We start from the raw sequence: 23,242 nt of genomic DNA on the forward strand, positions 1-23,242 counted from the left end.
ATAAGCTACTGAACTTACACAGAAACCGCCGGCACGACTGCGACCTCCGCGAGACTTGACGAGGGACCGGGAAGCTGGAATACGGCTGAAGCATGTGTCGGAGGGCGGGATCCCGGCCTCCGCCACGGAAACAGCCCCGCGCGCCTGATCGTCCCCGCGCCGAACGCCGCGCCCGGATGAGACGAGAGGCCAAGCCCATGACCCGCATCGCCGCCTGCTTCGACCGCCTGCGCCGGCAGGACCGCAAGGCCTTCGTCTCCTACATCATGGCGGGCGATCCCGACCGCGAGCGCTCGGCCGCGATCATCGCGGGACTCCCCGGCGCGGGCGTCGACATCATCGAGCTGGGGATGCCCTTCACCGATCCCATGGCGGACGGGCCGACCATCCAGGCGGCCGGGCAACGCGCGCTCGCCCAGGGCGGCAGCGTCCAGCAGACGCTCGACATGGTGCGCGAGTTCCGTCGCAAGGACGACACGACGCCGATCGTGCTGATGGGCTACTACAACCCCATCTATGCCGGGCCGGGCGGGGTCGAGGGCTTCCTTTCCCGCGCGGTTGCGGCTGGGATCGACGGGCTGATCGTCGTGGACCTGCCGCCCGAGGAGGATGCCGAGCTCTGCATCCCGGCGCGCGAGGCGGGCCTCGACTTCATCCGCCTCGCCACGCCCACGACCGACGACCGCCGCCTGCCCAAGGTGCTGCAGAACACCTCGGGTTTCGTCTATTACGTCTCGATGACGGGCATCACCGGCACCGCCACGGCCGACGCCGCCGCGGTCGGGCCGGAGGTCGCGCGGATCAAGGCCGCGACGCCGCTGCCGGTGGTGGTAGGGTTCGGCATCGCTTCCCCCGAGGCCGCGGCCGAGGTCGCGGCGGTTGCCGACGGCTGCGTCGTCGGCTCGGCCATCGTGCGGCTGATCGGCGAGGGGCGCAGCACCGCGGAGGTGCTGGCCTACGTCGCCGGCCTCGCCGTGGGCGCGCATGGCGAGCGGAGCCTCGAGGTCCCTGCCCCGGCCGCGGCGCCCGAGACCATGGCGGGCAAGGCCCCCGACGCGCAGGCCGCCGCCGCCGCGAAGAACGACGCCGACGCCCCCGGTCAGGGCTGAGTCAGCCGTCGCTCGCCGCCTGCGCCGCCGCGGCTCGGGCGGCCTGCTCGGCCTCGATCTCGCGCCAGCGGGCGACGTTGCGGTTGTGCTCCTCGAGCGTGGTGGCGAAGGCGTGGCCGCCGGTCCCGTCCGCGACGAAGTAGAGATATTCGGTATCCGCCGGGTTCAGCGCCGCCTCGATCGCCGCCCGGCCGGGGTTGGCGATCGGCGTCGGCGGCAAGCCGTCCACCTGATAGGTGTTGTAAGGCGTCCGCGCGTCCAGCTCCGACCGCCGCAAGCCGCGGTCCAGCACCTCGCGGCCCATCGTCACGCCATAGATCACCGTTGGGTCGGTCTGCAGCCGCATGCCGTCGCGCAAGCGGTTCACGAAGACGCTCGCCACCTGCGGGCGCTCGTCGGCCACCCCGGTCTCCTTCTCGACGATGGAGGCCATGATGAGGGCCTCCTCGGGCGAGCCGTAGGGCAGGTCGAACGGCCGCGCCTCCCAGGCCGCCTGCAGGATCTGCGCCTGCCGCGCGGACATGTCGGCCAGCAACCGGGCACGCTCGGTCCCCGGCTCGACCGAATAGGTGTCGGGCGCGAGGCTGCCCTCCGGCGGCACCGGCCCCGGCTCGCCCGCCAGCACGTCGATCTGGCGCAAGCCCTCGACCACCTGCCAACTGGTCACGCCCTCGGCTACCGTCAGCCGCATCCGCGTGTCGCGCCCGGCCTCGGCCTGCGTGATCGCCTCGGGCGCGGGCTCGGCCGCGGGGTTGTAGCGGGCGCTCTCGACATATTCGCCGGTCGCGGGGTCCACCTCGCGCAGCAGCACGCTGTTGCCGCGCACCCCCACGCGGTAGATGATCTCGGTCCCGCAGGTCGAGGGCCCCCCCGCGGTGATCGCGTCCACGATCTCGGCCATGCTGGCGTTCGGCGGCACGAGGTAGCTGCCGAACTTCAGGTCGCGCGAGCGGCCCGCATAGTCGGCCCCGGTGCGGAAGATATAGGCCGAGCTGATCGCCCCCTGCTCGCGCAATTGCTTCGAGACCGCATCGAGGCTCGCCCCCGGCCGCACCTGCACGCATTGCGCCATGGCCGAGGGCCCCGGCCCCGCATACTGCTGCTTGCCCCAGGCCACGACACCCGCGGCCGCGACCAGCAGCACGACCAGCAGCGTCAGGAAGTTCGAGGCGAGGTTGCGCCAGATCATGCGTCGTAGCGGCCCATCACGAGGCTGGCGTTCGTGCCGCCGAAGCCGAAGCTGTTGGACATGACCAGATCGACCTTGCGGCGCACCGCGGCATTGGCGGCGAGGTCGACCTTCGCCGCCACCGCTGGGTTGTCTAGGTTGATCGTCGGCGGGCAGATCTGGTCGCGGATGGCGAGGATGCAGAAGATCGCCTCGACCGCACCCGCCGCGCCCAGCAGGTGCCCGATCGAGGACTTGGTCGAGGACATGACCGCGCCCGAGGCGGCATCGCCCAGCAGCCGCTCGACCGCGCCGAGTTCGATCACGTCGGCCATCGTCGAGGTTCCGTGGGCGTTGATGTAGTCGATGTCCGCCGCCTTCCGTCCCGAATGCTTCAGCGCCGCCGTCATGGCGCGGAAGCCCCCATCGCCGTCCTCGCTCGGCGCGGTGATGTGATAGGCGTCGCCGGAAAGGCCGTAGCCCAGCACCTCGGCATAGATCCGCGCGCCGCGCGCCTTGGCGTGCTCCAGTTCCTCCAGCACCACAACGCCCCCGCCCTCGCCCATGACGAAGCCGTCGCGGTCCGCGTCCCAGGGCCGCGAGGCGCGCTTCGGCTCGTTGTCCCAGCGGGTCGAGAGCGCCTTGCAGGCGTTGAAGCCGGCAATGCCGATCTCGCTGATCGGCGCCTCGGCGCCGCCCGCAACCATGACCTCCGCGTCGCCCGCGCGGATCAGCCGCGCCGCGTCGCCGATGGCATGCGCGCCGGTGGCGCAGGCGGTCACGACCGAATGGTTTGGCCCCTTGAAGCCGAAGCGGATCGAGACCTGCCCCGAGGCGAGGTTGATGAGCGAGCCGGGAATGAAGAAGGGCGAGACGCGCTTGGCGCCGCGCTCCTTCAGCAGCACGGCGGTCTCGGCGATGGTCGTGAGCCCGCCGATGCCGGAGCCGATCATGACGCCGGTGCGCTCGCGCTCGTCCTCGGTCGCGGGCGCCCAGCCGCTGTCCTCGACCGCCATCTGCGCCGCAGCCATGGCATAGACGATGAAATCGTCCACCTTGCGGCGGTCCTTGGCCTCCATGCAGTCGTCGGGATCGAAGCCGCCCTCGCCGCCCATCGGGATCTCGCAGGCGTATTTCGTCACCACGCCCGAGGCGTCGAAGCGGGTGATCGGCCCGGCGCCCGACTCGCCCGCGATCAGGCGCGACCAGACCGGCTCCACCCCCGCGCCAAGCGGCGTGACCATTCCCATCCCGGTGACGACGACCCTGCGCATGATGTCCCTCGCGGCTGCCTTGCGGTGGGGGCGGTCATACACGCGGGGGCCAGACCGCGCAACGCGCGCCGGTCGCCCCCGCAAATGACAAGGCGGCGCCCCGCGGGACGCCGCCTAACTCCGATGGTCCATCAGGCCCGCGCGGGCTTCGCCCTCAGGCGGTCGCCTTGTCGATGAATTTCACCGCGTCGCCGAAGGTCTGGATGGTCTCGGCGGCGTCGTCCGGGATCTCGATGCCGAACTCTTCCTCGAAGGCCATGACCAGCTCGACCGTGTCGAGGCTGTCGGCGCCCAGGTCGTCGATGAAGGACGCGCTCTCGGTCACTTTCTCTTCCTCGACGCCGAGGTGTTCGACGACGATCTTCTTCACGCGCTCGGCAATGTCGCTCATGTCACTTCCTTCGTTGGCGGGCCTCCGCCCGGTGGAATGCCGCCCACGCGGCGGCCCCAGCCGAAACGGAACAACCGTCGGCCTTCGATCCGCCGGATACAACACCCTCACCGTCGCGCGCAAGACTGTGAGCGGCGGGCGTCAGATCATCGCCATGCCGCCGTTGACATGCAGCGTGGCCCCGGTGACGTAGCCCGCCTCGTCGCTGGCGAGGTAGAGCGCCGCGGCCGCGATCTCCTCGGGCCGCCCCATGCGGCCCATCGGCACGACGCCGAGGATGCGGGCCTTCTGCTCGTCGTTCAGCGCCGCGGTCATCGCCGTCTCGACGAAGCCCGGCGCGATGCAGTTGACGGTGATTCCCCGGCTCGCCACCTCGGCCGCGAGGCTCTTGGACATGCCGACGAGGCCCGCCTTGGCAGCGGCATAATTGCCCTGCCCCGGATTGCCGGTGGTGCCCACGACGCTGGTCACGGTGACGATCCGACCGTGCCGGGCCTTCATCATGCCCCGCAGCACCGCGCGGCTGAGGCGGAAGGCCGAGGTCAGGTTCACCTCCAGAACCTGCGCCCACTCCTCGTCCGACATCCGCATGAAGAGGTTGTCGCGCGTGATCCCGGCATTGTTGACGAGGATGTCGATCCCGCCGCCGAGCGCCTCCGCCGCCGCCTTCGGCAGCGCCTCGACCGAGGCCGCATCGGAAAGGTCCGCCGTCACCACATGCGCCCGCTCGCCCAAGCTCCCGGCCAGCTCCCGCAGCGGCGCCTCGCGCGTCCCCGACAGCGCCACCGCGGCCCCCGCCCCGTGCAGCGCCCGCGCCACCGCGCCGCCGATTCCGCCCGAGGCCCCCGTCACCAGGGCCCGCCGGCCGCCCAGATCGAACATCGCATTCCCCTTCTTCTGTCCCGAAATATCCCGCGGGGGTCCGGGGGCGCGAAGCCCCCGGTTCACAAGCGCAGGCGTCAGGTCAGTGCGTCCCACAGCAGCCGCAGCGAGACAAGCAGCAAGGTCCAGGTGATGAAGCGGTAGAACACCGCCATGGGCATGATGCGGACCAGCCGCACTCCGATCCAGACCGAGGCGAAGGCCAGCGGCACCAGCACCGCCGAGACCCGCAGGTTCCCCGCCGAGAGCTGCCCGAGCGCCCAGTAGGGCGGCAGCTTGGCCGCATTCACCACCGCGAAGAACACCGTGCTCGTGCCCGCGAAGGTCAGCGGCGCGAGGCCGAGCGGCTGGATATAGACCTGCCACGGCGGTGCGCCGGAGTGGCTGACGAAGCTGGTGAACCCCGCGAGCAGCCCCCAGAAGCTGCCGCGCCCCGGATGCGGCTGGCGCAGCGTCCGCCCCGCGGGGCGGGTCAGCGCATTCAGCGCGAAGACCGCTCCGATCAGCCCGACGAGGCCGGTGACGAACGCCTCCGGCACGATCGAGGCCGTCGCCCAGCCGAGCCCGATCCCGGCCAGCGCCCCGGGCAGCGCCGTGGCCAGCACCCGCCGGTCGAAGCGGCGCCGATAGGCGATCAGCCCGCCCATGTCGCTGACGATATAGACCGGCAGCAGGATGCCCGCCGCCTGCACCGGCGACATCACGAGCGCCATCACCGGCACCCCCAGCATCCCGACCATGCTGAGCCCGCCCTTCGCCATCCCGACGGCGACCGCCGCCACGACGGAGAGCGCCCAGGCTTCGGGCGTCATGCGAGGGACGGGCGCGGCAGGGCGGACATATGCGGCCTCTAGGCCCCTTGCCGCGCCGCCACAAGCCGGGCCCGGGCTGGACAGGGCCGCCCTGCGGGCATAACGGGGGCGCCATCATTTCAGGACGGAGGGACGTCATGGCCAGGGCTAGGATCGCGCTGATCGGCGCGGGGCAGATCGGCGGCACGCTCGCGCATCTCGCGGCGATGAAGGAGCTTGGGGACGTCGTGCTGTTCGACATCGCCGAGGGGGTTCCGCAGGGCAAGGCCCTCGACATCGCCGAATCCGGCCCCTCCGAGGGCTTCGACGCGCATCTCAAGGGCACCAACGACTATGCCGACATCGCCGGCGCCGACGTCTGCATCGTGACCGCCGGCGTGCCGAGGAAGCCCGGCATGAGCCGCGACGACCTGCTGGGGATCAACCTCAAGGTCATGAAGGCCGTGGGCGAGGGCATCAAGGCCCATGCCCCCGACGCCTTCGTCATCTGCATCACCAACCCGCTCGACGCGATGGTCTGGGCGCTGCGCGAGTTCTCGGGCCTGCCGCATGAGAAGGTCTGCGGAATGGCGGGCGTGCTCGATTCGGCCCGCTTCCGCCACTTCCTCAGCCTCGAGTTCGGCGTCTCGATGCGCGACGTGACCGGGTTCGTCCTCGGTGGGCATGGCGACACGATGGTGCCGCTGGTCCGCTACTCGACGGTCGCCGGGATTCCGCTGCCTGACCTCGTGCAGATGGGCTGGACGACGCAGGAGAAGCTCGACCAGATCGTGCAGCGCACCCGCGACGGCGGGGCCGAGATCGTGGGCCTGCTGAAGACCGGCTCGGCCTTCTACGCCCCCGCGATGAGCGCGATCGAGATGGCCGAGGCCTATCTCAAGGATCAGAAGCGCGTCCTGCCCTGCGCCGCTTGGGTCTCGGGCGCATACGGCCTCGACGGGATGTATGTGGGCGTGCCGACCGTGATCGGCGCGGGTGGGATCGAGAAGGTGATCGACATCGCGCTGAACGGCGACGAGCAGGCGATGCTCGACAAGTCGGTGGACGCGGTGAAGGGTCTTGTGGAGGCCTGCAAGGGCATCGACCAGAGCCTCGCCTGATCCAACCCGGCGATTGCCTCAAGGCCCCGGCATCCGTCCGGGGCCTTTTCGCATCCTGGCTTTGCCTTGATGAAATATCCTCGGGGGTGCGGGGGCAGACAGCCCCCGCGGCGACTGCCCCAAGCGTTGCGGCGCTAGGCCGCTTCGGTGTAACCCTGTCGCCAAACAGGCAAGGACGTCCCGATGCAACCGCTCGCCCGCCTTCTCGCCGCGTTGGCGGCGATCGCCGCTTTCGCGCTGCCCGCGCAGGCCTTCGACACCACCGCCCGCGCCGCCTGGGTCTATGACGTCGCCACCGGCACCGTGCTGATGGAGAAGAACGCCGACGTCGCCCTGCCGCCCGCGTCGATGTCGAAGCTGATGACCCTCTACATGGTCTTCCAGGCGCTCGAGCAGGGGCGGCTCGAACTCGACACGCAGCTGCCGGTCTCGACCAAGGCGCGGCAGATGAAGGGCTCGACCATGTTCCTCAACGAGCTCGACCGCCCGACGGTGGACGAACTCATCAAGGGCATCATCGTCCTTTCCGGCAACGACGCCTGCGTGGTGGTGGCCGAGGGCCTCGCCGGGACCGAGGACGCCTTCGCGCGGCGCATGAACGAGGAGGCCAAGCGCATCGGACTGACGAACACGCATCTGACCAATGCCTCGGGCTGGCCCGACCCCGAGCATCGCATGTCGGCGCGCGACCTCGGCATCGTCGCGATGCACCTGATCGAGGACTTTCCCGACCTCTATCCCGATTTCGCGCTGACCGAATTCGCCTATGATGACCGCGCGCCCGCCAACCGCTTCAACCGCAACCCGCTGCTGAAGCTCGGGATCGGCGCAGACGGGCTGAAGACCGGGCACACCTCCGAGGCGGGCTACGGACTCGTCGGCAGCGCGGTGCAGGACGGGCGGCGGATCATCTTCGTGCTGAACGGGCTCGAGACCGAGGCCGCCCGCGCCGAGGAATCCGAGCGCATCGTCAACTGGGCCTTCCGCGAGTTCTCGATGGAGACGCTGGTCCCGCAGGGCCAGTCGGTGCTGGTCGCGCCGGTGTGGCTGGGACAGCCCGGCCGCGTGGCGCTGACCACGGCCGAGGGGGTGCGGGTGCTGATCCCGGCGGGCGCCGAGGACGGGGTGACGGCCGAGGCGGTCTATGACGGGCCGCTCGCGGCGCCGATCGCCAAGGGGGACCGGCTGGGCGAGCTGGTCGTGACCATTCCCGGCGGCGCGGTGGCGCGGACGCCGCTGATCGCGGCGCAGGACGTGGCCGAGTCGGGATTCCTCGGGCGGATGCAGGCCGCGGCCATGCGGCTCGGCGGCCGCGCCTGGACCGCGGCGCAGCAGCAGGGCGGCTGAGGCGCCCTTGTTCATCAGCTTCGAGGGCATCGACGGCTGCGGCAAGTCCACGCAGGCCCGCCTTCTGGCCGAGGCCTTGCTCGCGGAGGGTCGCACCGTCCACCTCACCCGCGAGCCCGGCGGCTCGCCCGGCGCCGAGGAGATCCGCCGCCTGCTGGTCGAGGGCCGCGCCGATCGCTGGTCGCCCGAGACCGAATGCCTGCTCTTCACCGCCGCCCGGCGCGACCATGTCGAGCGGCTGATCCGCCCGGCGCTCGCGGCAGGCGAGAGCGTCGTCACCGACCGTTTCGCCGATTCGACCCGCGTCTATCAGGGTGCGGCGCGGGCCGACCTCGCCGCGACGGTGGACGCGCTCCACGCGCTGATGATCGGGGTCGAGCCCGACCGAACCTTCGTGCTGGACATGGACCCCGCCGAGGCCCTCGCCCGCGGCACCGCGCGCGGCGGGTCCGAGGACCGTTTCGAGGGCATGGGGCTGCCGTTCCAGACCCGCCTGCGCGAGGGTTTTCTCGCGCTCGCCGCCGCGCACCCGGCGCGTATTCGCGTGATCGACGCGACCGGGACCGCCGATGCCGTCGCCGCCCGCATCCGCGCGGTGCTCTGACATGGCCCGCGCCCCCGCCGAACCCGATCCGCCGCCCGAGCCCGACCGCGTCCCCGGCGCCCCGCATCCGCGCGAGGCTCACGCCGTCATCAGGCAGGACGAGGCAACCCGGACCTTCGTCGACGCCGCCCGCTCTGGCCGCCTGCACCACGCCTGGCTGCTGACCGGCCCGCGCGGCACCGGCAAGGCCACCTTCGCCTGGGCCGCCGCCCGCTGGCTGCTCTCGGGCGCCGCCTCCGACGACCTCACCGTCCCGCCGGACGACGCGACCGCCCGCCGTATCCGCGCACTCAGCGAGCCGCGCCTCGCCCTCGTGCGTCGCCCCTGGGACGAGAAGGCCAGCCGCCTGCGGGCCGAGATCACAGTCGAGGAAATCCGCAAGCTGCTCTCCTTCTTCCACCTCAGCGCCGCCGAGGGCGGCCGCCGCGTCGCCATCATCGACGCCGCCGACGAACTGAACCCTTCAGCCGCGAACGCGCTGCTGAAGATGCTGGAGGAGCCGCCGAAGGACGCCACCATCTTCCTTGTTGCGCATCAGCCCGCGCGGCTCCTGCCCACGATCCGCTCACGCTGCCGGGTACTGCGGCTCGCGCCGCTCGCGCCCGAGGCGATGGCGGGCGTGCTGGCGGATTTTGGCGCCGAAGGCGACCCGGCCCGCCTGGCGGCGCTCTCGGGCGGGTCGGTCGGCGAGGCGCTGCGGCTGACGGGGCAGGACGGCCTCGCGGTTTACCAGCAGATCGTGGACCTCTTCGCCACCCTGCCACGCATGGACCGTCAGGCGGCCGCCCGTCTCGCAGCAGCCGCGGGTGCGCGGCCCTCGGCCGAGGGCGATCCCTTCGACCTGACCCTCACGCTGCTCGACCGCTTCCTCGGCCGGCTCGCTCGCACCGGCCTGCTCGGCGCGCCCTTCCCCGAAGCCGCCGAAGCCGAGGCCGAACTGCTCACCCGCCTCGCACCGGACGCCGATGCCTCGCGCGCATGGGCCACGGCGCAGGCCGAGACCTCGGCCCGCGCCCGCGCCGGGCGGGCGGTCAACCTTGACCCCTCGGCGCTCGTCATGGATATGCTGCTGACGCTCGCGCAGGTTCCGGCCGCGCACGGACAGAAAGCGCCCGCATGAGTGAAGCCGCCGCGCTGCCGCCTCTGGTCGACAGCCATTGCCACCTCGATTTCCCCGACTTCGCGGACGAACTGCCCGAGGTCGTCGCCCGCGCCCGCGCCGCCGGGGTCACGCGCATGGTGACGATCTGCACCCGCCTCGCCGCCGAACCCGCCGTCCGCGCCATCGCCGAGGCGCATGTCGGCGTCTTCTACGCCGCCGGAACGCATCCAATGGCCGTGGCCGAGGAGCCGATGGCGACGGTGGAAGCGCTGACCGCCCTCGCCGCGCATCCGAAATTCGTGGGCATCGGAGAGACCGGACTCGACTATCACTACACCGCCGAAAGCGCCGCGCAGCAGCAGACCTCGCTGCGCATCCACATCGAAGCCGCGCGCCGCACCGGCCTGCCCCTCATCATCCACGCCCGGGACGCCGACGAGGACATGGCCCGCATCCTCTCCGAGGAACATGCGGCCGGGGCCTTCACCTGCGTGATGCACTGCTTCACCTCCGGCGCGGCGCTTGCGCGCACGGCGCTCGACCTCGGCTTCTATCTCTCCGCCTCGGGCATCGCCGCCTTCCCCCGCTCGGAAGAACTGCGCGCCATCTTCGCCGCCGCGCCTCTCGACCGCATCCTGGTCGAAACCGACGCACCGTATCTCGCACCGCCGCCGCATCGCGGGCGCCGCAACGAGCCGGCCTACACCGCCCTGACGGCGGCGAAACTCGCGCCCCTCTGGGGTCTCGAATACCCGGAGTTCGCCGCCGCGACGTCCGCCAATTTCGACCGCCTGTTCCCGAAAGCCCGATGATCCGCGCGACGATCCTCGGCTGCGGCTCCTCGGGCGGCGTGCCGCGGATCGGTGGCAACTGGGGGGCGTGCGACCCGAGCAATCCCAAGAACCGCCGCCGCCGCTGCTCGCTGCTGGTCGAGCGCGTGGGTCGGGGCGGCACCACCACGGCGCTGATCGACACCGGCCCCGATTTCGTGCCGCAGATGCTCGACGCAGGCGTCCGCACGCTCGACGGCGTGCTCTGGACCCATCCCCATGCCGACCACATCCACGGCATCGACGACCTGCGGCAGGTGGCGATCAACGCCCGCGCGATGGTCCGCAGCTGGGCCGACGCGCCGACCGCGCGGGCCTTGCAGAAGCGTTTCGGCTACATCTTCGAGACCCCGCCGGGATCCTCCTACCCGCCAGTCTGCCGCCTCTACCGGATCGAGGACCAGCCGATCATGGTCGAGGGCAAGGGCGGCGAGATTCGCTTCGCGCCCTTCGAGGTCAGCCACGGCGACATCCCCGCGCTCGGCTTCCGCATCACCGCCGAGGGCGCGGGCGGCCTCGTCTACCTGCCCGACGTGCTGGAAATCCCCGACGCCGCCTGGCCGCTGATCGAGGGGGCCGAGGTCTTCGTCGTGGACGCGCTGCGCTATCACCCGCATCCGAGCCACGCGCATCTCGCCCTCGCGCTCGAATGGCTCGCGCGCTCGGGCGTGCCGCGAGGAGTGCTGACGAACCTGCACCACGACCTCGACTACGAGCGGCTGATGGCCGAGACGCCGGAGAACGTGGTCCCGGCCTTTGACGGCATGGTGATCGAGACCAGCGGCTGAGATGGTCGCCCTCATCGACGTCATCCTGCCGGTGTTCCTGGTCCTCGGCTTCGGCTATGCCGCCGCGCGCCTCGGCCTCTTCGGCGACGCCGCGATCGACGGCGTGCAGCGGTTCGCGCAGAACTTCGCCGTGCCGGTGCTGCTGATGCAGTCGATGGCGCGGCTGGACCTTTCGCTCGATTTCGATCTGGCGATGCTCGCGGCCTTCTACGCGGGCGCCTTCGCGGGCTACTTCGCCGGCTGGGCCGCCGCGCGCTTCGCCTTCGGCCGCGGGTCCGAGGATGCCGTGGCGATCGGCTTCGTCTGCATGTTCTCGAACACGCTGCTCCTCGGCCTGCCGATCACCGAGCGCGCCTATGGCGAGGCGGCGCTCGCCGGCAACTTCGCGATCATCGCGATGCATTCGCCGCTGCTCTACACCTTCGGCATCACGGTGATGGAGTTCACCCGCGCCCGCGGGCAGCGGCTCTCGGTCGGGAGCGTGGCCCTTCGGGCGCTCATGGGGGTTTTGCGGACGCCGCTGGTCATCGGCATCATGGCCGGGCTGGCGCTGAATCTCGCGCTCTCGGCCGGGCTGGTGCTGCCGCAAGGGGCGTGGGACGCGGTCGGGATAATGGCGCGGGCGGCGATCCCCGCGGCGCTGTTCGGGCTAGGCGGGGTGCTGCACCGCTACCGGCCGGCGGGGGATGCCGGGATGATCGCGGTCTGCGTTGCCGCCTCGCTGCTCCTGCATCCGGCGATCACCTGGGGCGTCGCTGGCGCGCTCGAGGTCGGGACGGACGGGCTCCGCTCGGCGGTGGTGACGGCGGCGATGCCGTCGGGGGTCAACGCCTACCTCTTCGCGGCGATGTATGGGGTGGCGATGCGGGTGGCGGCCTCGTCGGTTCTGATCGGGACGGCGGCGACGATCGTGACGGCGGCGTTCTGGCTGTCGGTGCTGCCGTAACGCGCGGGATGGTGCGTGCAGAGCACGCACCCTACGCGCCCGCAGGGGGCGTGGTTTCCACGCATCGCGTCCTTATACCCTGATCCCGTGCGCCCCCATCGCCGGGGCAAGCCGCGTCTCCTCGTAGCCGAAATGCGAGCGCACCACCGCCAGCAGCCGCGCGTAGAGCCTCGCGCAGTCCGCAAAATGCTCGGCCACTGCCGCCTCGGCCAGCCGCTCGGCCGCGACCGCAAGCGCCTCGATCCCGGCCTCGATCACCTCGTGCTCGGCCTTCAGGCGGGCGACAAGTGGCCCGTGCCCCTCGGCCCGCTCGGCCACCTCGGGAAACAGCCACATGTCCTCGAGCATGTGGTGATTCGTCAGCGCCCGGCAGGCGGCGCCGCAGGCGGTGCCGAAGAGGCGGAGGTTCTCGGCCATCGGCATGCCCCGCACCGCGGGCGCGAGTTCCGCCGGATGGGCCAGCCCGGCGCGGATGTCGTTCATCAGCACCTCGATCCCGCGCAGGTCGCGCAGATAGAGGCGGTGGATCGCCGCCAGCCCGCGCCCGTCCAACTCCTGCAACGGCGTCAACCCCTCGATCGCCGGCGGCTCGGGGCGGCCGCGGCCGGCGATCACGTCGTCCTCGGAAAGCGCCATCAGCTTGGCGTGACGCCGCGCAGCCGCTCGCCCCGGCGGCGCAGGAGTTCGACCACCGTCAGGAGCGCAATCGAGAAGAACACCAGCAGCGTCGCGACAGCGAGGATCGCCGGGCTGATCTGCTCGCGGATGCCGTTCCACATCTGCCGCGGGATGGTCTGCTGGTCCGGGCCGGCGATGAACAGCACCGCCACCACCTCGTCGAAGCTGGTCACGAAGGCGAACAGCGCGCCCGAGATCACGCCGGGCAGGATCAGCGGCATGATGACCTTGAAGAAGGTCGTGCGCGGGTTCGCCCCGAGGCTCGCCGCCGCGCGGCTGAGCGAGCGGTCGAAGCCGACCAGCGTCGCGGTCACGGTGATGATGACGAAGGGCACGCCGAGCGTCGCATGGGCGAGGATCACGCCGAGATAGGTTCCCGCCAGCCTTCCGCAGGCCGGCTCGAGCCCGATCCAGGCCAGCGGCGCGCAGGGGTTCGAGTAGAAAAAGAACATCCCCGTCGCGGTGATGATGAGCGGCACGATCATCGGCGAGATCAGGATCGCCATGATCGCCCGGCGCGCCGGCATCTCGGGCCGCGAGAGGCCCAGGGCGGCGAGCGTTCCCAGCACCGTGGCGATGATGGTCGCGAACACGCCGATGATGAACGAGTTCTTGGCCGCGTTCACCCATTTGGAGTTGCGCCAGACATCCGCCCACCAGTTCGCGTCGCGCGGATAGTCCGGCTGCGCCATGCCGAAGGTCAGCAGGTTGTCATACCAGCGTAGGCTGAACCCGTCCGGGTCGAGCGCGCGCATTTTCGGGGTGAAGGTGAAATAGGGCTCGGCGTTGAAGCTGAGCGGGATGATGACGATGATCGGCGCGATCAGGAAGAAGAAGATCGCAAAGCAGATCACCAGATAGGTGTAGTGCCAGACACGCTCGAGCGGCGAGGCATAGGTGGGCAGCGCCATGATCCGTCACCCCAGCTTCAGGTTGTCGATGCCGACCAGCCGGTCGTAGATCCAGTAGAGGGCCAGCACGCCCGCCAGCAGCAGTGCTGCGAGCGCGGCGGCCAGCGACCAGTTCAGCGTGTCGGTCATGTGGACCGCGATCATGTTCGAGATCAGCTGCCCCGACGAGCCGCCGACCAGCGCCGGCGTGATGTAGTAGCCGACCGCGAGGATGAAGACGAGCAGCGCCCCGGCGCCGAAGCCCGGCAGCGTCTGCGGGAAATAGACCCGCCGGAACGCGGTCCATGAGGTCGCGCCCAGGCTGCGGGCGGCGCGGACATAGCTCGGGTTGATGGTGCGCATGACGGAATAGAGCGGCAGCACCATGAAGGGCAGCAGGATATGGGTCATGGCGACGATGGTGCCGGTCTGGTTGTAGATCATCTGCAACCGCTGGCCGTTGCCAATCACCCCTAGCCAGACGAGGATGTCGTTGACCACGCCTTGCTGCTGCAAGAGCACGATCCAGGCCGTGGTGCGGACCAGAAGCGAGGTCCAGAACGGCAGAAGCACGAGGATCATCAGCAGGTTCGACCTGCGCGTCGGCAGCGTCGCCAGCAGATGCGCGATCGGGAAGCCCAGCACGAAGGTCAGCCCGGTGATGAGCAGCGACAGCATGAAGGTCCGCCAGAACAGCATCAGATAGACGCGCTGGTTCTCGGCCACCCGCATCACGGCGCCGTCCTCGTTGCGGGTCCGGTCCACGGCGGCGAGGTAGAAGTTGCCGGTCACCGCCGTTGAGGCGCTGCGCATCGCAACCCAGAGGCGGTCGTTGTCCCATTGCGGGTTGATCTCGACCATGGCCTTGCGGAATGGCGGATCAGGCAACTCGCGCAGCTGCCGCCCCGACGAGGTGAAGAGCGAGCGGGTGCCGGGCACGTCGTAGTTGATCCGGGTGCCGACGATGCCGATCGTGCGCGCGGCCGCGGCGTCCGAGATGTCGCGCGCCAGCGCCTCGAAGGCGGCCTCCTCGCGCTCGGTGCCGGGCGGGTTCGCGGCGAACCACGCGGCCATCCGCGACATGTTGGCCGAATAGCCGTCGTTATGGACCGAGCGGCCGAGCATCTGGCCGATGGGCAGTGCGAAAGTGACGAGGATGAAGGCCAGCAGCGGCAACACCAGCATGAAGGCGCGGCGCCGCGCCACCCGCTGGCTGCGGGCGAGGGCGCGGGTCAGCGGCTGGCCGTCCGCGGTGGTCAGCGGCGCCGGCGTCGCGGCCGAGGCCTGGACGACGATCGCGGCATGGGGATCAAGTGCGTTGGCCATTCCGGTCCTTCGTGTCGTGCCGCCGGTCGGGGCGGATGGGCGGCCACCGCCCCGTCGCGGGCGGCGGCCGGTCTTGCGTCAGCGCGCCAGCCAGGAGTTGAAGCGCTCGGTCAGTTCGGCGTCGTGGTCGGCCCAGAAGGTCGGGTCGTCGGTCACGGCCGTGGCGACGTTTTCAGGCGTCGTCGGCATATGCGGCGCCATCTCGGTCTTGTCGTCCTGGTAGAGGCCGACCAGCGGGGCCGAGGATTTCCGCGCCGGGCCGTAGCTGATGTAGCGGGCCTGGTTGGCCAGCGGCTGCGTGCCGGTGGCGAACTTGATGTATTCGAGGCCCGCCTCCGGGTTCGGCGCGCCCTTCGGGATCACGAAGGCGTTGATCTCGAGATACTGGCCGTCCCAGATCACGCCGAAGGGCTTGCCCTCGCCCACCATCGCGTCGAAGACGCGGCCGTTGTAGCCGGTGGTCATGGTCACCTCGCCGTCGGCCAGCAGCTGCATCGGCTGCGCGCCCGCCTCCCACCAGACCACGTCGTCCTTGATGGTGTCGAGCTTGGCGAAGGCCCGGTCCACCCCCTCGGGCGTGCCGAGCACGTCATAGACATCCGCCGCCGGCACCCCGTCCGCGATCAGCGCCAGATAGAGCGTCCGCTTGGCCGATTTCGGCAGGCCGCGCTTGCCGGGGAAGGCTTCGGTGTCGAAGAAGTCGGCGACGGTCTGCGGCGGGTTGTCGGGGAACTTGGTCGTGTCATAGGCGATCACCGTGCCCCAGACGATGTTGCCGACCGCGCAGTCCTGCAGCGAGCCCTCGACGAAGTCATCCACCGCCGGGGTGCCGTCGGCGCCCGCCGGCAGCGTGGCCGGGTCGATCTCCATCAGCGCGCCCTCGTCGCAGAGGCGGATGGCGTCCGACATTGCGAGGTCGAAGACGTCCGAGGTGACGTTGCCCGCCTCCACCTGCGCCCTGAGCGGCACGGCCGGGTCGTCGGCGGCGATCATGCGAACGGTGTTGCCGGTCGCCTCGGTGTAGGGCTTGTTGTAGCCCTCGACCTGGCTCATCTCGTAGGCGCCGCCCCAGGACACGACGCTCGTGTCCTCGGCCGCGGCGATCCCGCCGAGACCGGCGCTGATTCCGAGGGCGGTGGAAAGGATCAGAATCTTCCTCATCTCGGTTCGTACTCCCTGTGTGCCGGCTTCGGGGCCGGCTTGTTTCGGCGCCGCGGCGCCGTCCTCCCGTCAGCGGGCCAGCCAGCCGCTGAACCGCTCCTTGGTCTGCGGGCCGAGGTCGGCCCAGAACTCTGTGTCCACCTCGAGCGCGCGGGCCATGTTGGCCTCGCTCGTGGGCAGGTGTGGCGTCATCTCCGTCTTGCCGTCGCGATAGGTGCCGACGAGCGCCGCGCTCGACCGTCGCGGCGGGCCGTAGCTGATCTCCTCCGCCAGTCGGGCGAGCGGCTCCGGCGCGGTGCTGAAGGCCACGAAGTCGCGCGCCGCCGCCTCGTCGGGGGCGCCCATGGGGATCACCCAGCCCTCGATCTCGTAGACCTGCCCGTCCCAGATGATCTCGAAGGGCATGCCGTCATTCACGGCGGCGTCGAAGATGCGCCCGTTATAGGCGAGCGCCATCGAAACCTCGCCATCGGCCAGCAGCTGCGCGGGCTGCGCCCCGGCTTCCCACCAGACCACGTCCTCGCGGATGGTGTCGAGCTTCGCGAGCGCGCGCTCGAACCCCGCATCGGTGCCGAGCGCGTCATAGACCTGATCCAGCGGCACCCCGTCCGCGATCAGCGCCATCTCGAGCATGAACTGCGGGTCGCGCGGCGCCGAGCGGCGGCCGGGGAAAGCCTCGGTGTCGAAGAAATCCGCGAGTGTTTTCGGCCCCTGCCCCGCCGGGAAGGCGCGACGGTCCCAGCCGACGATCATCGAGTAGATGTCGGTGGCGACAAAACACTCGCCGAGGCCGTTCGGCAGGAAGTCCTCCGCCGCAGGCGTGCCGTCCGGGGCGGGCGCGATGCTCGCGGGGTCGATCGGCAGGACCAGCCCCTCCTCGCAGAGCCGGGTGGCGTCGGGGAAACCGACGCTCGCCAGATCGGCGGTGACGTTTCCCGCCTCGACCTGCGCCTGCAGCACCGCCGGCGGGCTGTCGGCATCCACCATCTTCACATGGATGCCGGTCGCGGCGGCGAAGGGTCGCCCCATCGCCTCCATCTGCGCCTCGCCGAACGCCCCGCCCCAGTTCAGCACGTCGATCACCACCCGTTCCTGCGCCTGGGCGGCGGAGGCGGCGAGGATCGAGATAGAGAGGGCGAGGCGTTGCATTGCAACCGTCAGTTCGCCGCCAGCCAGGCGCTGAACCGCTCGGTCAGTTCGGTCCCGTGATCGGCCCAGAAGCCCGCGTCGTTGACGAGCGCGACTGCGGCATTCTCGGGCGTGGTCGGCAGGTAGGGCGCCATCTCGGTGGTGCCGTCCTTGTAGAGCCCGACATTCGTCGCGGCCGAGAGGCGGGACGGGCCGTAGGCGATGTATTTCGACAGGTCGGCCTGCCGCACCGGGTCCGTGGAATAGGCGATATACTTCATCGCCGCCTCGGTATTCGCTGCGCCCACCGGGATCACCCAGTAGTCCATGTCGAGGTTCTGGCCGTCCCAGATGAAGGCGAAGGGCTTGCCCTCGGCCACGATGGCGTCGAAGATCCGGCCGTTATAGGCCAGCGTCATCGACACCTCCCCGTCGGCCAGCAGCTGCGGCGCCTGCGCGCCCGCCTCCCACCAGACCACCTGGTCCTTGATCTCGTCAAGCTTGGCGAAGGCGCGGTCCACGCCCTCGGGGGTCGCGAGGACGTCATAGACCTCCTCCGGAGGCACGCCGTCACCCATCAGCGCGAATTCGAGCGCGTATTTCGGCCGCTTGATGATGCCGCGCTTGCCGGGGAAAGTCTCGAGGTCGAAGAAGTCGGCCACCGTCGCCGGGGCGGCGTCGGGGAAGGCCTCGGTGTCGTAGGCGATGACCGTGGACCAGACCATGATCGCCACGCCGCATTCATGCAGCGCGCCGGGCAGGTAGTCGTCCGCGGCGGGGGTGCCGTCGGCGGCCGCCGGCAGCAGCGCGGGGTCGATCGGCTCGATCAGCCCCTCGTCGCAGAGGCGGATCACGTCCGACTGCTCGACGTCATAGACCTCGCTCGTGACGTTGCCCGCCTCGACCTCGGCCTTCAGCTTCGCCGGCGGGTCCGAGTTGTCGATCATCCGCGCCCCGATGCCGGTCTCGGCGGCGAAGGGCTTGGTATAGGCCTCGTTCAGCGCCTCGGCGAAGGCGCCGCCATAGGTCGTGATGTTGATGTCCTGTGCCAGCGACGGCGACGCCAGAAGCGTCAGCGCAGCGCCGAGGATCGATGCGGTTCTCATGGGCTTTCCCTCCGCGGGCCATGCGGGGCCCGATGGCCTCTCCGACAGGAAAGGCTGCCGCGGCGCAGATCGCGCCGCGGCAGCCCGGGGGTCAGTTCGCCAGCCAGGCGTTGAAACGCTCGGTCAGCTCGGCGTCGCGGTCGACCCAGAACTCGGCGTCCGACCCGATGCCCAGCGCGAGGTTCTCGGGCGCGGTCGGCAGGTGCGGACCCATGGCGATGTCCTTGCCCTCGACATTGCCCACGAGCGCGCTGGACGAGGCGCGCAGCGGGCCGTAGCTGATCAGCTCGGCGGCGCGGGCCTGGCGCTCGGGCGTGGTGGAGAAGGCGATGTAGTCCATCGCGTTCTGCAGGTTCGGCGCCCCCTTCGGCACGACCCAGCCCTCCATCTCGTAGACCTGGCCGTCCCAGACGATGTTGAACGGCTTGCCCTCGCCGATCGCGGCGTTGAAGATCCGGCCGTTGAAGGCATAGGCGATCGTCGCCTCGCCATCGGCCAGAAGCTGCGGCGCCTGGGCCCCGGCCTCCCACCAGACCACGTTGTCCTTGATCTCGTCGAGCTTGGCGAAGGCCCGGTCCACCCCTTCCGGGGTCGAGAGGACGTCATAGACCTCCCCGGGCGGCACGCCGTCGCCCATCAGCGCGAATTCGAGGTTGAACTTCGCGCCCTTGCGCATGGTCCGCTTGCCGGGGAAGTCGGCCACGTTGAAGAAGTCGGCCGGGCTCGCGGGCTTGGCGTCGGGGAACTTGCTGTCGTCATATGCCATGACCATCGACCAGACGTCGGTGCCCACGAAGCACTCGGTCACGCCGCCCTCGAGGAAGTCCTCGACGGCCGGGGTGCCGTCCGCAGCGGGGGCGAGGATCGCCGGGTCGATCATCTCGAGCGCGCCCTCGTCGCAGAGGCGCACGGCGTCGGCATATTCGACCGAAGCCACGTCCGCGGTGACGTTGCCGGCCTCGACCTGCGCCTTGATCGGCACCGCGGGGTTGTCGGCGTCGGTCACGACGATGTTGATGCCGGTCTCCTGCGTGAAGGGCGCGTTGTAGGCCGTCGCGTGGGACTGGCCGTAAGCCCCGCCCCAGTCGAGGACGTTCAGCGTCTTGCCCTGCGCCAGCGCCGCGCCGCCGGTCGCCGCGGCGAGCGCGAGGCCGGAGAGCAGTGAGGTCTTGAAGTTCATGGCAGCCCTTTCCTGTCGGGGTTGTCGCGCGCCGGTTCCTTGCCGGCGCGTCGTCTCGTCACGCGGGGATGTAGCCGGCCTCGACCGGGTCCAGCGCCCGCGCATCCTGCTTGTGCCAGCCCACCTTGACCTTCTGCCCCGGCGCGAGGCGGATCTGGCCCACGGTGTTGCGGCTCTTCATCACGAAATCGTCGCTGTCGGCGACCCGCATCCGGGTCCGCAGGATGTCGCCCATGTAGATGACCTCCAGCACCTCGGCCTCGACCGTATGGGCGCCGGGGGGCATCATCTCGGGCTTGAACTCCACCCGCTCGGGCCGGATTGACACGGTGGTCGGCTGGCCGACCTCGCGGATGTTGACCGCCGTCGCGTCGATCAGCGTGCCGTCACCCAGCCGCACCAGCGTGTGGTCCCCTTGCAGCTGCTCGATCCGGCCCTGCAGCGCATTGTTCTCGCCGATGAAGCCGGCGACGAAGCTGTTCGATGGCCGTTCATACAACTCTGAGGGGGTCGCCAGTTGCTGGATGCGGCCATCGTTGAAGACGGCAATGCGGTCCGACATGGTCAGTGCCTCGCCCTGGTCGTGGGTCACGTAGACCACGGTGATGCCCAGGCGCTCGTGCAGGGCCTTGATCTCGAACTGCATATGCTCGCGCAGCTGCTTGTCGAGCGCGCCCAGCGGCTCGTCCATCAGCACCAGCTTCGGGTCGAAAACCAGCGCGCGGGCCAGCGCGATGCGCTGCTGCTGCCCGCCCGAGAGCTGCGCCGGGCGGCGGTTCGCGAAGGCGCCCATCTCCACCATGTCGAGCGCCCGCCTGATGCGATCCGCGCGCTCGGGTTTGCCCATGCCACGGACTTCCAGCGGGAAGGACAGGTTCTCGCCCACCGTCATGTGCGGGAAGAGGGCGTAGTTCTGGAACACCATGCCGATGCCGCGCCTGTGCGGCGGCACGTCGTTGATGTTGCGCCCGTCAAGCCGGATCTCGCCATGCGTGGCGGTCTCGAAGCCCGCGAGCATCATCAGGCAGGTGGTCTTGCCCGAGCCCGAAGGCCCCAGCATCGTCAGGAACTCGCCCTGCGCGATATCGAGGTTCAGGTCTTTGACGACCAGGGTCTGCCCGTCATAGCTTTTCTGGACGTGGTCGAAAACGACGTAGCCGCCGTCCCTGGCTTGCGATGACACCGCTTGTCGTCTCCCCGTGGTCGGTCGCGTGGCGCGTTCCGCGTCTCGTTGCCCGTGAAACTAGGCGCGATGCGGCCGGGGATGCAACAGGCTTGTCTCTGCGCTGCGGCGTTCAGGCGTCGAGATCGACCCAGACGGGAACATGGTCCGAGGGCTTCTCGCGGCCCCTGACCTCGCGGTCGATCCCGGCGTCGCGCATCAGGTCCGCGGCCTGGGGCGACAGCAGCAGGTGGTCGATGCGGATGCCTTGATCGCGCTCCCAGGCGAGGCGCTGATAATCCCAGAAGGTATAGGGCCCGCGCTCGGCCCAGGGGTCGCGGATGCGGATGGCGTCGGTCCAGCCCTGGTTGAGGATGCGGCGGAAGGCCGCACGGGACTCGGGCAGGAACAGGGCGTCGTCGACCCAGTTCTCGGGCTTGGCCACGTCGCGCGGCTCGGGGATGACGTTGTAGTCTCCCAGCAGCACGGTCGGCATCTCGGTCGCCAGCAGCGCCTCAGCATGGACCCGCAGCCGCTCCATCCAAGCCAGCTTGTAGTCGTATTTCGGCCCCGGCGCCGGGTTGCCGTTCGGCAGATAGAGATTCGAGACCCGGACCGCCTCGCGCTTGCCGACCACGGTCGCCTCGATGAACCGCGCCTGTTCGTCCTCGTCATCGCCGGGCAGCCCACGGCTCACATCCTCCAGCGGCAGGCGCGAGAGGATCGCGACGCCGTTGAAGCCCTTCTGCCCATGCGTCTCGACATGCCAGCCCGCATCCTCATAGGCCTCGCGCGGGAAGCCCTCGTCCACGGTCTTGATCTCCTGCAGGACCGCCACGTCCGGCTCGGCGTCCGCGAGCCATGCGTCCAGCGCATGAACCCGCGCGCGGATGCCGTTGATGTTGAAGGAGGCGATCTTCACGGCGCGTCCCCGATCATGGCGCCAAGCCCGCGCATCAGCGGCAGGAAGTCCGGGAAGCTGGTCGCAATCGGGCTGGCGTCGTCCACCGTGATCGGCGCGCGCGAGGCGAGGCCGAGGCAGAGGAAGCTCATCGCGATGCGGTGGTCGAGATGCGTGGCGCAGGTGCCGCCGCCCGGCACCTCGGCCATGCCGTGAACGGTGAGGCTGTCGCGCGTCTCCTCGACCCTTACGCCGCAGGCCTCCAGCCCCCGCGCCATCGCGTCGATCCGGTCGCTCTCCTTCACCCGCAGCTCGGCCACGCCATGCATGACGGTCGTCCCCTCCGCTGTCGCGGCAAGGGCGGCAAGGATGGGGAACTCGTCAATCATGCTCGCGGCGCGCTCGGGGGCCACCTCTACGCCCTTGAGGCCGCCGTGGCGGACCACCAAGTCCGCCACCGGCTCGCCCCCCTCCTCGCGCGCGTTCTCCCAGGCGATGTCCGCGCCCATGTCCTCCAGCACGAGGAAGAAGCCGTCCCGCGTCGGGTTACGGCTGACGCCCGGGATGCGGACCTCGGAGCCGGGCACCATCAGGGCCGCCGCCGTCGGAAAAGCAGCCGAGGACGGATCGCGCGGCACGGCGATCGGTTGCGGGCGCAGCTCGGGGCGGCCGGTCAGGGTGATAACCCGCCCCTCCGCCGTGACCTCGGTGCGGATCGTGGCGCCGAAGCCCGCCAGCATCCGCTCGGTATGATCCCGTGTCGCCTCGGCCTCGATCACCACCGTCTCGCCCGGCGCGTTCAGCCCGGCGAGCAGCACGGCCGACTTCACCTGCGCCGAGGGCATCGGCGTGCGGTAGCGCACCGGTACCGGATCGAGCGCACCGCGGATCGTGATCGGCAGCCGCCCCCCGTCGCGCGCGACCACCTTGGCCCCGAACAGCGCCAGCGGATCGGTCACGCGCCCCATCGGCCGGCGCGAGAGGCTGGCGTCGCCGGTGAAGGTCGCGGTGATCGGCGTCGTCGCCATCGCGCCCATGATGAGGCGCACGCCGGTCCCCGAATTGCCGCAGTCGATCACCCCCGCAGGCTCCGCAAAGCCGCCGACGCCGACCCCGTCCACGGTCCAGCGCCCCTCCCCCGTCCGCTCCACCCGCGCCCCGAAGGCGCGCATGGCGGCGGCGGTGTCGAGCACGTCCTGCCCCTCCAGCAGCCCGGTGATCTCGGTCCGGCCCACGGCCAGCGCGCCGAGGATCAGCGCCCGGTGGCTGATCGACTTGTCGCCCGGCACCCGCGCCTCGCCATGGAGCGGGCCGGAGCGGCGGGCGGTCAGCGGCTGCGGTGCGGCATGGGTCATGG

The 23,242-nt window shown here is 70.3% G+C and carries 23 protein-coding genes; 8 read left to right on the forward strand and 15 right to left on the reverse strand.

Annotated elements, in window-relative coordinates:
• Positions 1 to 197 precede the first annotated feature (197 nt).
• Positions 198 to 1,109 carry a tryptophan synthase subunit alpha gene (gene trpA, locus GI374_RS08890; RefSeq protein ID WP_154336709.1) on the forward strand — a complete coding sequence of 304 codons (912 nt, stop codon included), beginning with the start codon at positions 198 to 200 and terminating at the stop codon, positions 1,107 to 1,109.
• A gap of 1 nt (position 1,110) precedes the next feature.
• Here the strand turns inward: trpA and mltG are convergent, their stop codons facing one another.
• From mltG to GI374_RS08915, 5 genes are all read right to left on the reverse strand, one after another.
• Positions 1,111 to 2,298, reverse strand: a complete 1,188-nt coding sequence (mltG, locus tag GI374_RS08895; RefSeq protein ID WP_154336710.1) for an endolytic transglycosylase MltG — start codon at positions 2,296 to 2,298, stop codon at positions 1,111 to 1,113.
• Positions 2,295 to 3,551: a beta-ketoacyl-ACP synthase II gene (fabF, locus tag GI374_RS08900; RefSeq protein ID WP_154336711.1), complete on the reverse strand. Its 1,257-nt coding sequence runs from the start codon at positions 3,549 to 3,551 to the stop codon at positions 2,295 to 2,297. The genes mltG and fabF overlap by 4 nt, the downstream gene beginning before the upstream one ends.
• Positions 3,552 to 3,705: 154 nt before the next feature.
• A complete protein-coding gene (locus GI374_RS08905) occupies positions 3,706 to 3,942 on the reverse strand; it encodes an acyl carrier protein (protein WP_154336712.1) in 237 nt (78 codons plus the stop codon).
• A 141-nt stretch (positions 3,943 to 4,083) separates the two neighbouring features.
• Complete coding sequence (gene fabG, locus GI374_RS08910; RefSeq protein ID WP_154336713.1) at positions 4,084 to 4,824, reverse strand: 3-oxoacyl-[acyl-carrier-protein] reductase; 741 nt, start codon at positions 4,822 to 4,824, stop codon at positions 4,084 to 4,086.
• Between the two features lie 77 nt (positions 4,825 to 4,901).
• Positions 4,902 to 5,636: a sulfite exporter TauE/SafE family protein gene (locus tag GI374_RS08915; RefSeq protein WP_154336714.1), complete on the reverse strand. Its 735-nt coding sequence runs from the start codon at positions 5,634 to 5,636 to the stop codon at positions 4,902 to 4,904.
• Between the two features lie 137 nt (positions 5,637 to 5,773).
• Here GI374_RS08915 and mdh point away from each other — a divergent pair, with 137 nt between their 5' ends.
• The 7 genes from mdh to GI374_RS08950 all read left to right on the forward strand — a co-directional run bounded on the left by mdh (position 5,774) and on the right by GI374_RS08950 (position 12,353).
• Positions 5,774 to 6,736: a malate dehydrogenase gene (gene mdh, locus GI374_RS08920; RefSeq protein WP_154336715.1), complete on the forward strand. Its 963-nt coding sequence runs from the start codon at positions 5,774 to 5,776 to the stop codon at positions 6,734 to 6,736.
• Between the two features lie 183 nt (positions 6,737 to 6,919).
• Complete coding sequence (locus GI374_RS08925) at positions 6,920 to 8,083, forward strand: D-alanyl-D-alanine carboxypeptidase family protein (protein ID WP_154336716.1); 1,164 nt, start codon at positions 6,920 to 6,922, stop codon at positions 8,081 to 8,083.
• A 7-nt stretch (positions 8,084 to 8,090) separates the two neighbouring features.
• On the forward strand, positions 8,091 to 8,687 hold the full coding sequence (gene tmk / locus GI374_RS08930) for a dTMP kinase (RefSeq protein ID WP_154336717.1): 597 nt from the start codon (positions 8,091 to 8,093) through the stop codon (positions 8,685 to 8,687).
• Between the two features lies 1 nt (position 8,688).
• On the forward strand, positions 8,689 to 9,807 hold the full coding sequence (locus GI374_RS08935) for a DNA polymerase III subunit delta' (RefSeq protein ID WP_154336718.1): 1,119 nt from the start codon (positions 8,689 to 8,691) through the stop codon (positions 9,805 to 9,807).
• The gene (locus tag GI374_RS08940; RefSeq protein WP_154336719.1) at positions 9,804 to 10,601 is read left to right on the forward strand and encodes a TatD family hydrolase; all 798 of its coding nucleotides are present in this window, start codon (positions 9,804 to 9,806) and stop codon (positions 10,599 to 10,601) included. Before GI374_RS08935 ends, GI374_RS08940 begins: the two co-directional genes overlap by 4 nt.
• Positions 10,598 to 11,407 carry an MBL fold metallo-hydrolase gene (locus GI374_RS08945; RefSeq protein WP_154336720.1) on the forward strand — a complete coding sequence of 270 codons (810 nt, stop codon included), beginning with the start codon at positions 10,598 to 10,600 and terminating at the stop codon, positions 11,405 to 11,407. The genes GI374_RS08940 and GI374_RS08945 overlap by 4 nt, the downstream gene beginning before the upstream one ends.
• A 1-nt stretch (position 11,408) precedes the next feature.
• Positions 11,409 to 12,353, forward strand: a complete 945-nt coding sequence (locus tag GI374_RS08950) for an AEC family transporter (protein WP_154336721.1) — start codon at positions 11,409 to 11,411, stop codon at positions 12,351 to 12,353.
• Between the two features lie 72 nt (positions 12,354 to 12,425).
• On the opposite strand, the gene GI374_RS08955 is transcribed toward GI374_RS08950, so the two are convergent.
• From GI374_RS08955 to aroA, 10 genes are all read right to left on the reverse strand, one after another.
• Entirely contained in the window at positions 12,426 to 12,989 is a 564-nt protein-coding gene (locus GI374_RS08955; RefSeq protein WP_154336722.1) for a hemerythrin domain-containing protein, read from the reverse strand.
• Positions 12,989 to 13,942 carry an ABC transporter permease gene (locus GI374_RS08960; RefSeq protein WP_154336723.1) on the reverse strand — a complete coding sequence of 318 codons (954 nt, stop codon included), beginning with the start codon at positions 13,940 to 13,942 and terminating at the stop codon, positions 12,989 to 12,991. The genes GI374_RS08955 and GI374_RS08960 overlap by 1 nt, the downstream gene beginning before the upstream one ends.
• A 6-nt stretch (positions 13,943 to 13,948) precedes the next feature.
• Positions 13,949 to 15,247: an ABC transporter permease gene (locus tag GI374_RS08965; protein WP_154336724.1), complete on the reverse strand. Its 1,299-nt coding sequence runs from the start codon at positions 15,245 to 15,247 to the stop codon at positions 13,949 to 13,951.
• 78 nt (positions 15,248 to 15,325) lie between these two features.
• Positions 15,326 to 16,408: an ABC transporter substrate-binding protein gene (locus GI374_RS08970; protein WP_154336725.1), complete on the reverse strand. Its 1,083-nt coding sequence runs from the start codon at positions 16,406 to 16,408 to the stop codon at positions 15,326 to 15,328.
• A gap of 69 nt (positions 16,409 to 16,477) precedes the next feature.
• The gene (locus tag GI374_RS08975) at positions 16,478 to 17,557 is read right to left on the reverse strand and encodes an ABC transporter substrate-binding protein (RefSeq protein ID WP_154336726.1); all 1,080 of its coding nucleotides are present in this window, start codon (positions 17,555 to 17,557) and stop codon (positions 16,478 to 16,480) included.
• 8 nt (positions 17,558 to 17,565) lie between these two features.
• Positions 17,566 to 18,642 carry an ABC transporter substrate-binding protein gene (locus GI374_RS08980; protein ID WP_154336727.1) on the reverse strand — a complete coding sequence of 359 codons (1,077 nt, stop codon included), beginning with the start codon at positions 18,640 to 18,642 and terminating at the stop codon, positions 17,566 to 17,568.
• 91 nt (positions 18,643 to 18,733) lie between these two features.
• Complete coding sequence (locus GI374_RS08985) at positions 18,734 to 19,822, reverse strand: ABC transporter substrate-binding protein (protein ID WP_154336728.1); 1,089 nt, start codon at positions 19,820 to 19,822, stop codon at positions 18,734 to 18,736.
• A 58-nt stretch (positions 19,823 to 19,880) separates the two neighbouring features.
• Positions 19,881 to 21,005, reverse strand: a complete 1,125-nt coding sequence (locus GI374_RS08990) for an ABC transporter ATP-binding protein (protein WP_370515242.1) — start codon at positions 21,003 to 21,005, stop codon at positions 19,881 to 19,883.
• A 112-nt stretch (positions 21,006 to 21,117) separates the two neighbouring features.
• Positions 21,118 to 21,906 (reverse strand): exodeoxyribonuclease III, encoded by a 789-nt coding sequence (xth, locus tag GI374_RS08995; RefSeq protein ID WP_195759887.1) that lies wholly within the window; start codon positions 21,904 to 21,906, stop codon positions 21,118 to 21,120.
• On the reverse strand, positions 21,903 to 23,240 hold the full coding sequence (aroA, locus tag GI374_RS09000) for a 3-phosphoshikimate 1-carboxyvinyltransferase (RefSeq protein WP_154336730.1): 1,338 nt from the start codon (positions 23,238 to 23,240) through the stop codon (positions 21,903 to 21,905). Before aroA ends, xth begins: the two co-directional genes overlap by 4 nt.
• Positions 23,241 to 23,242: the final 2 nt, after the last annotated feature.

Source organism: Paracoccus sp. S-4012 (assembly GCF_009674885.1).
Classification (GTDB): domain Bacteria; phylum Pseudomonadota; class Alphaproteobacteria; order Rhodobacterales; family Rhodobacteraceae; genus Paracoccus.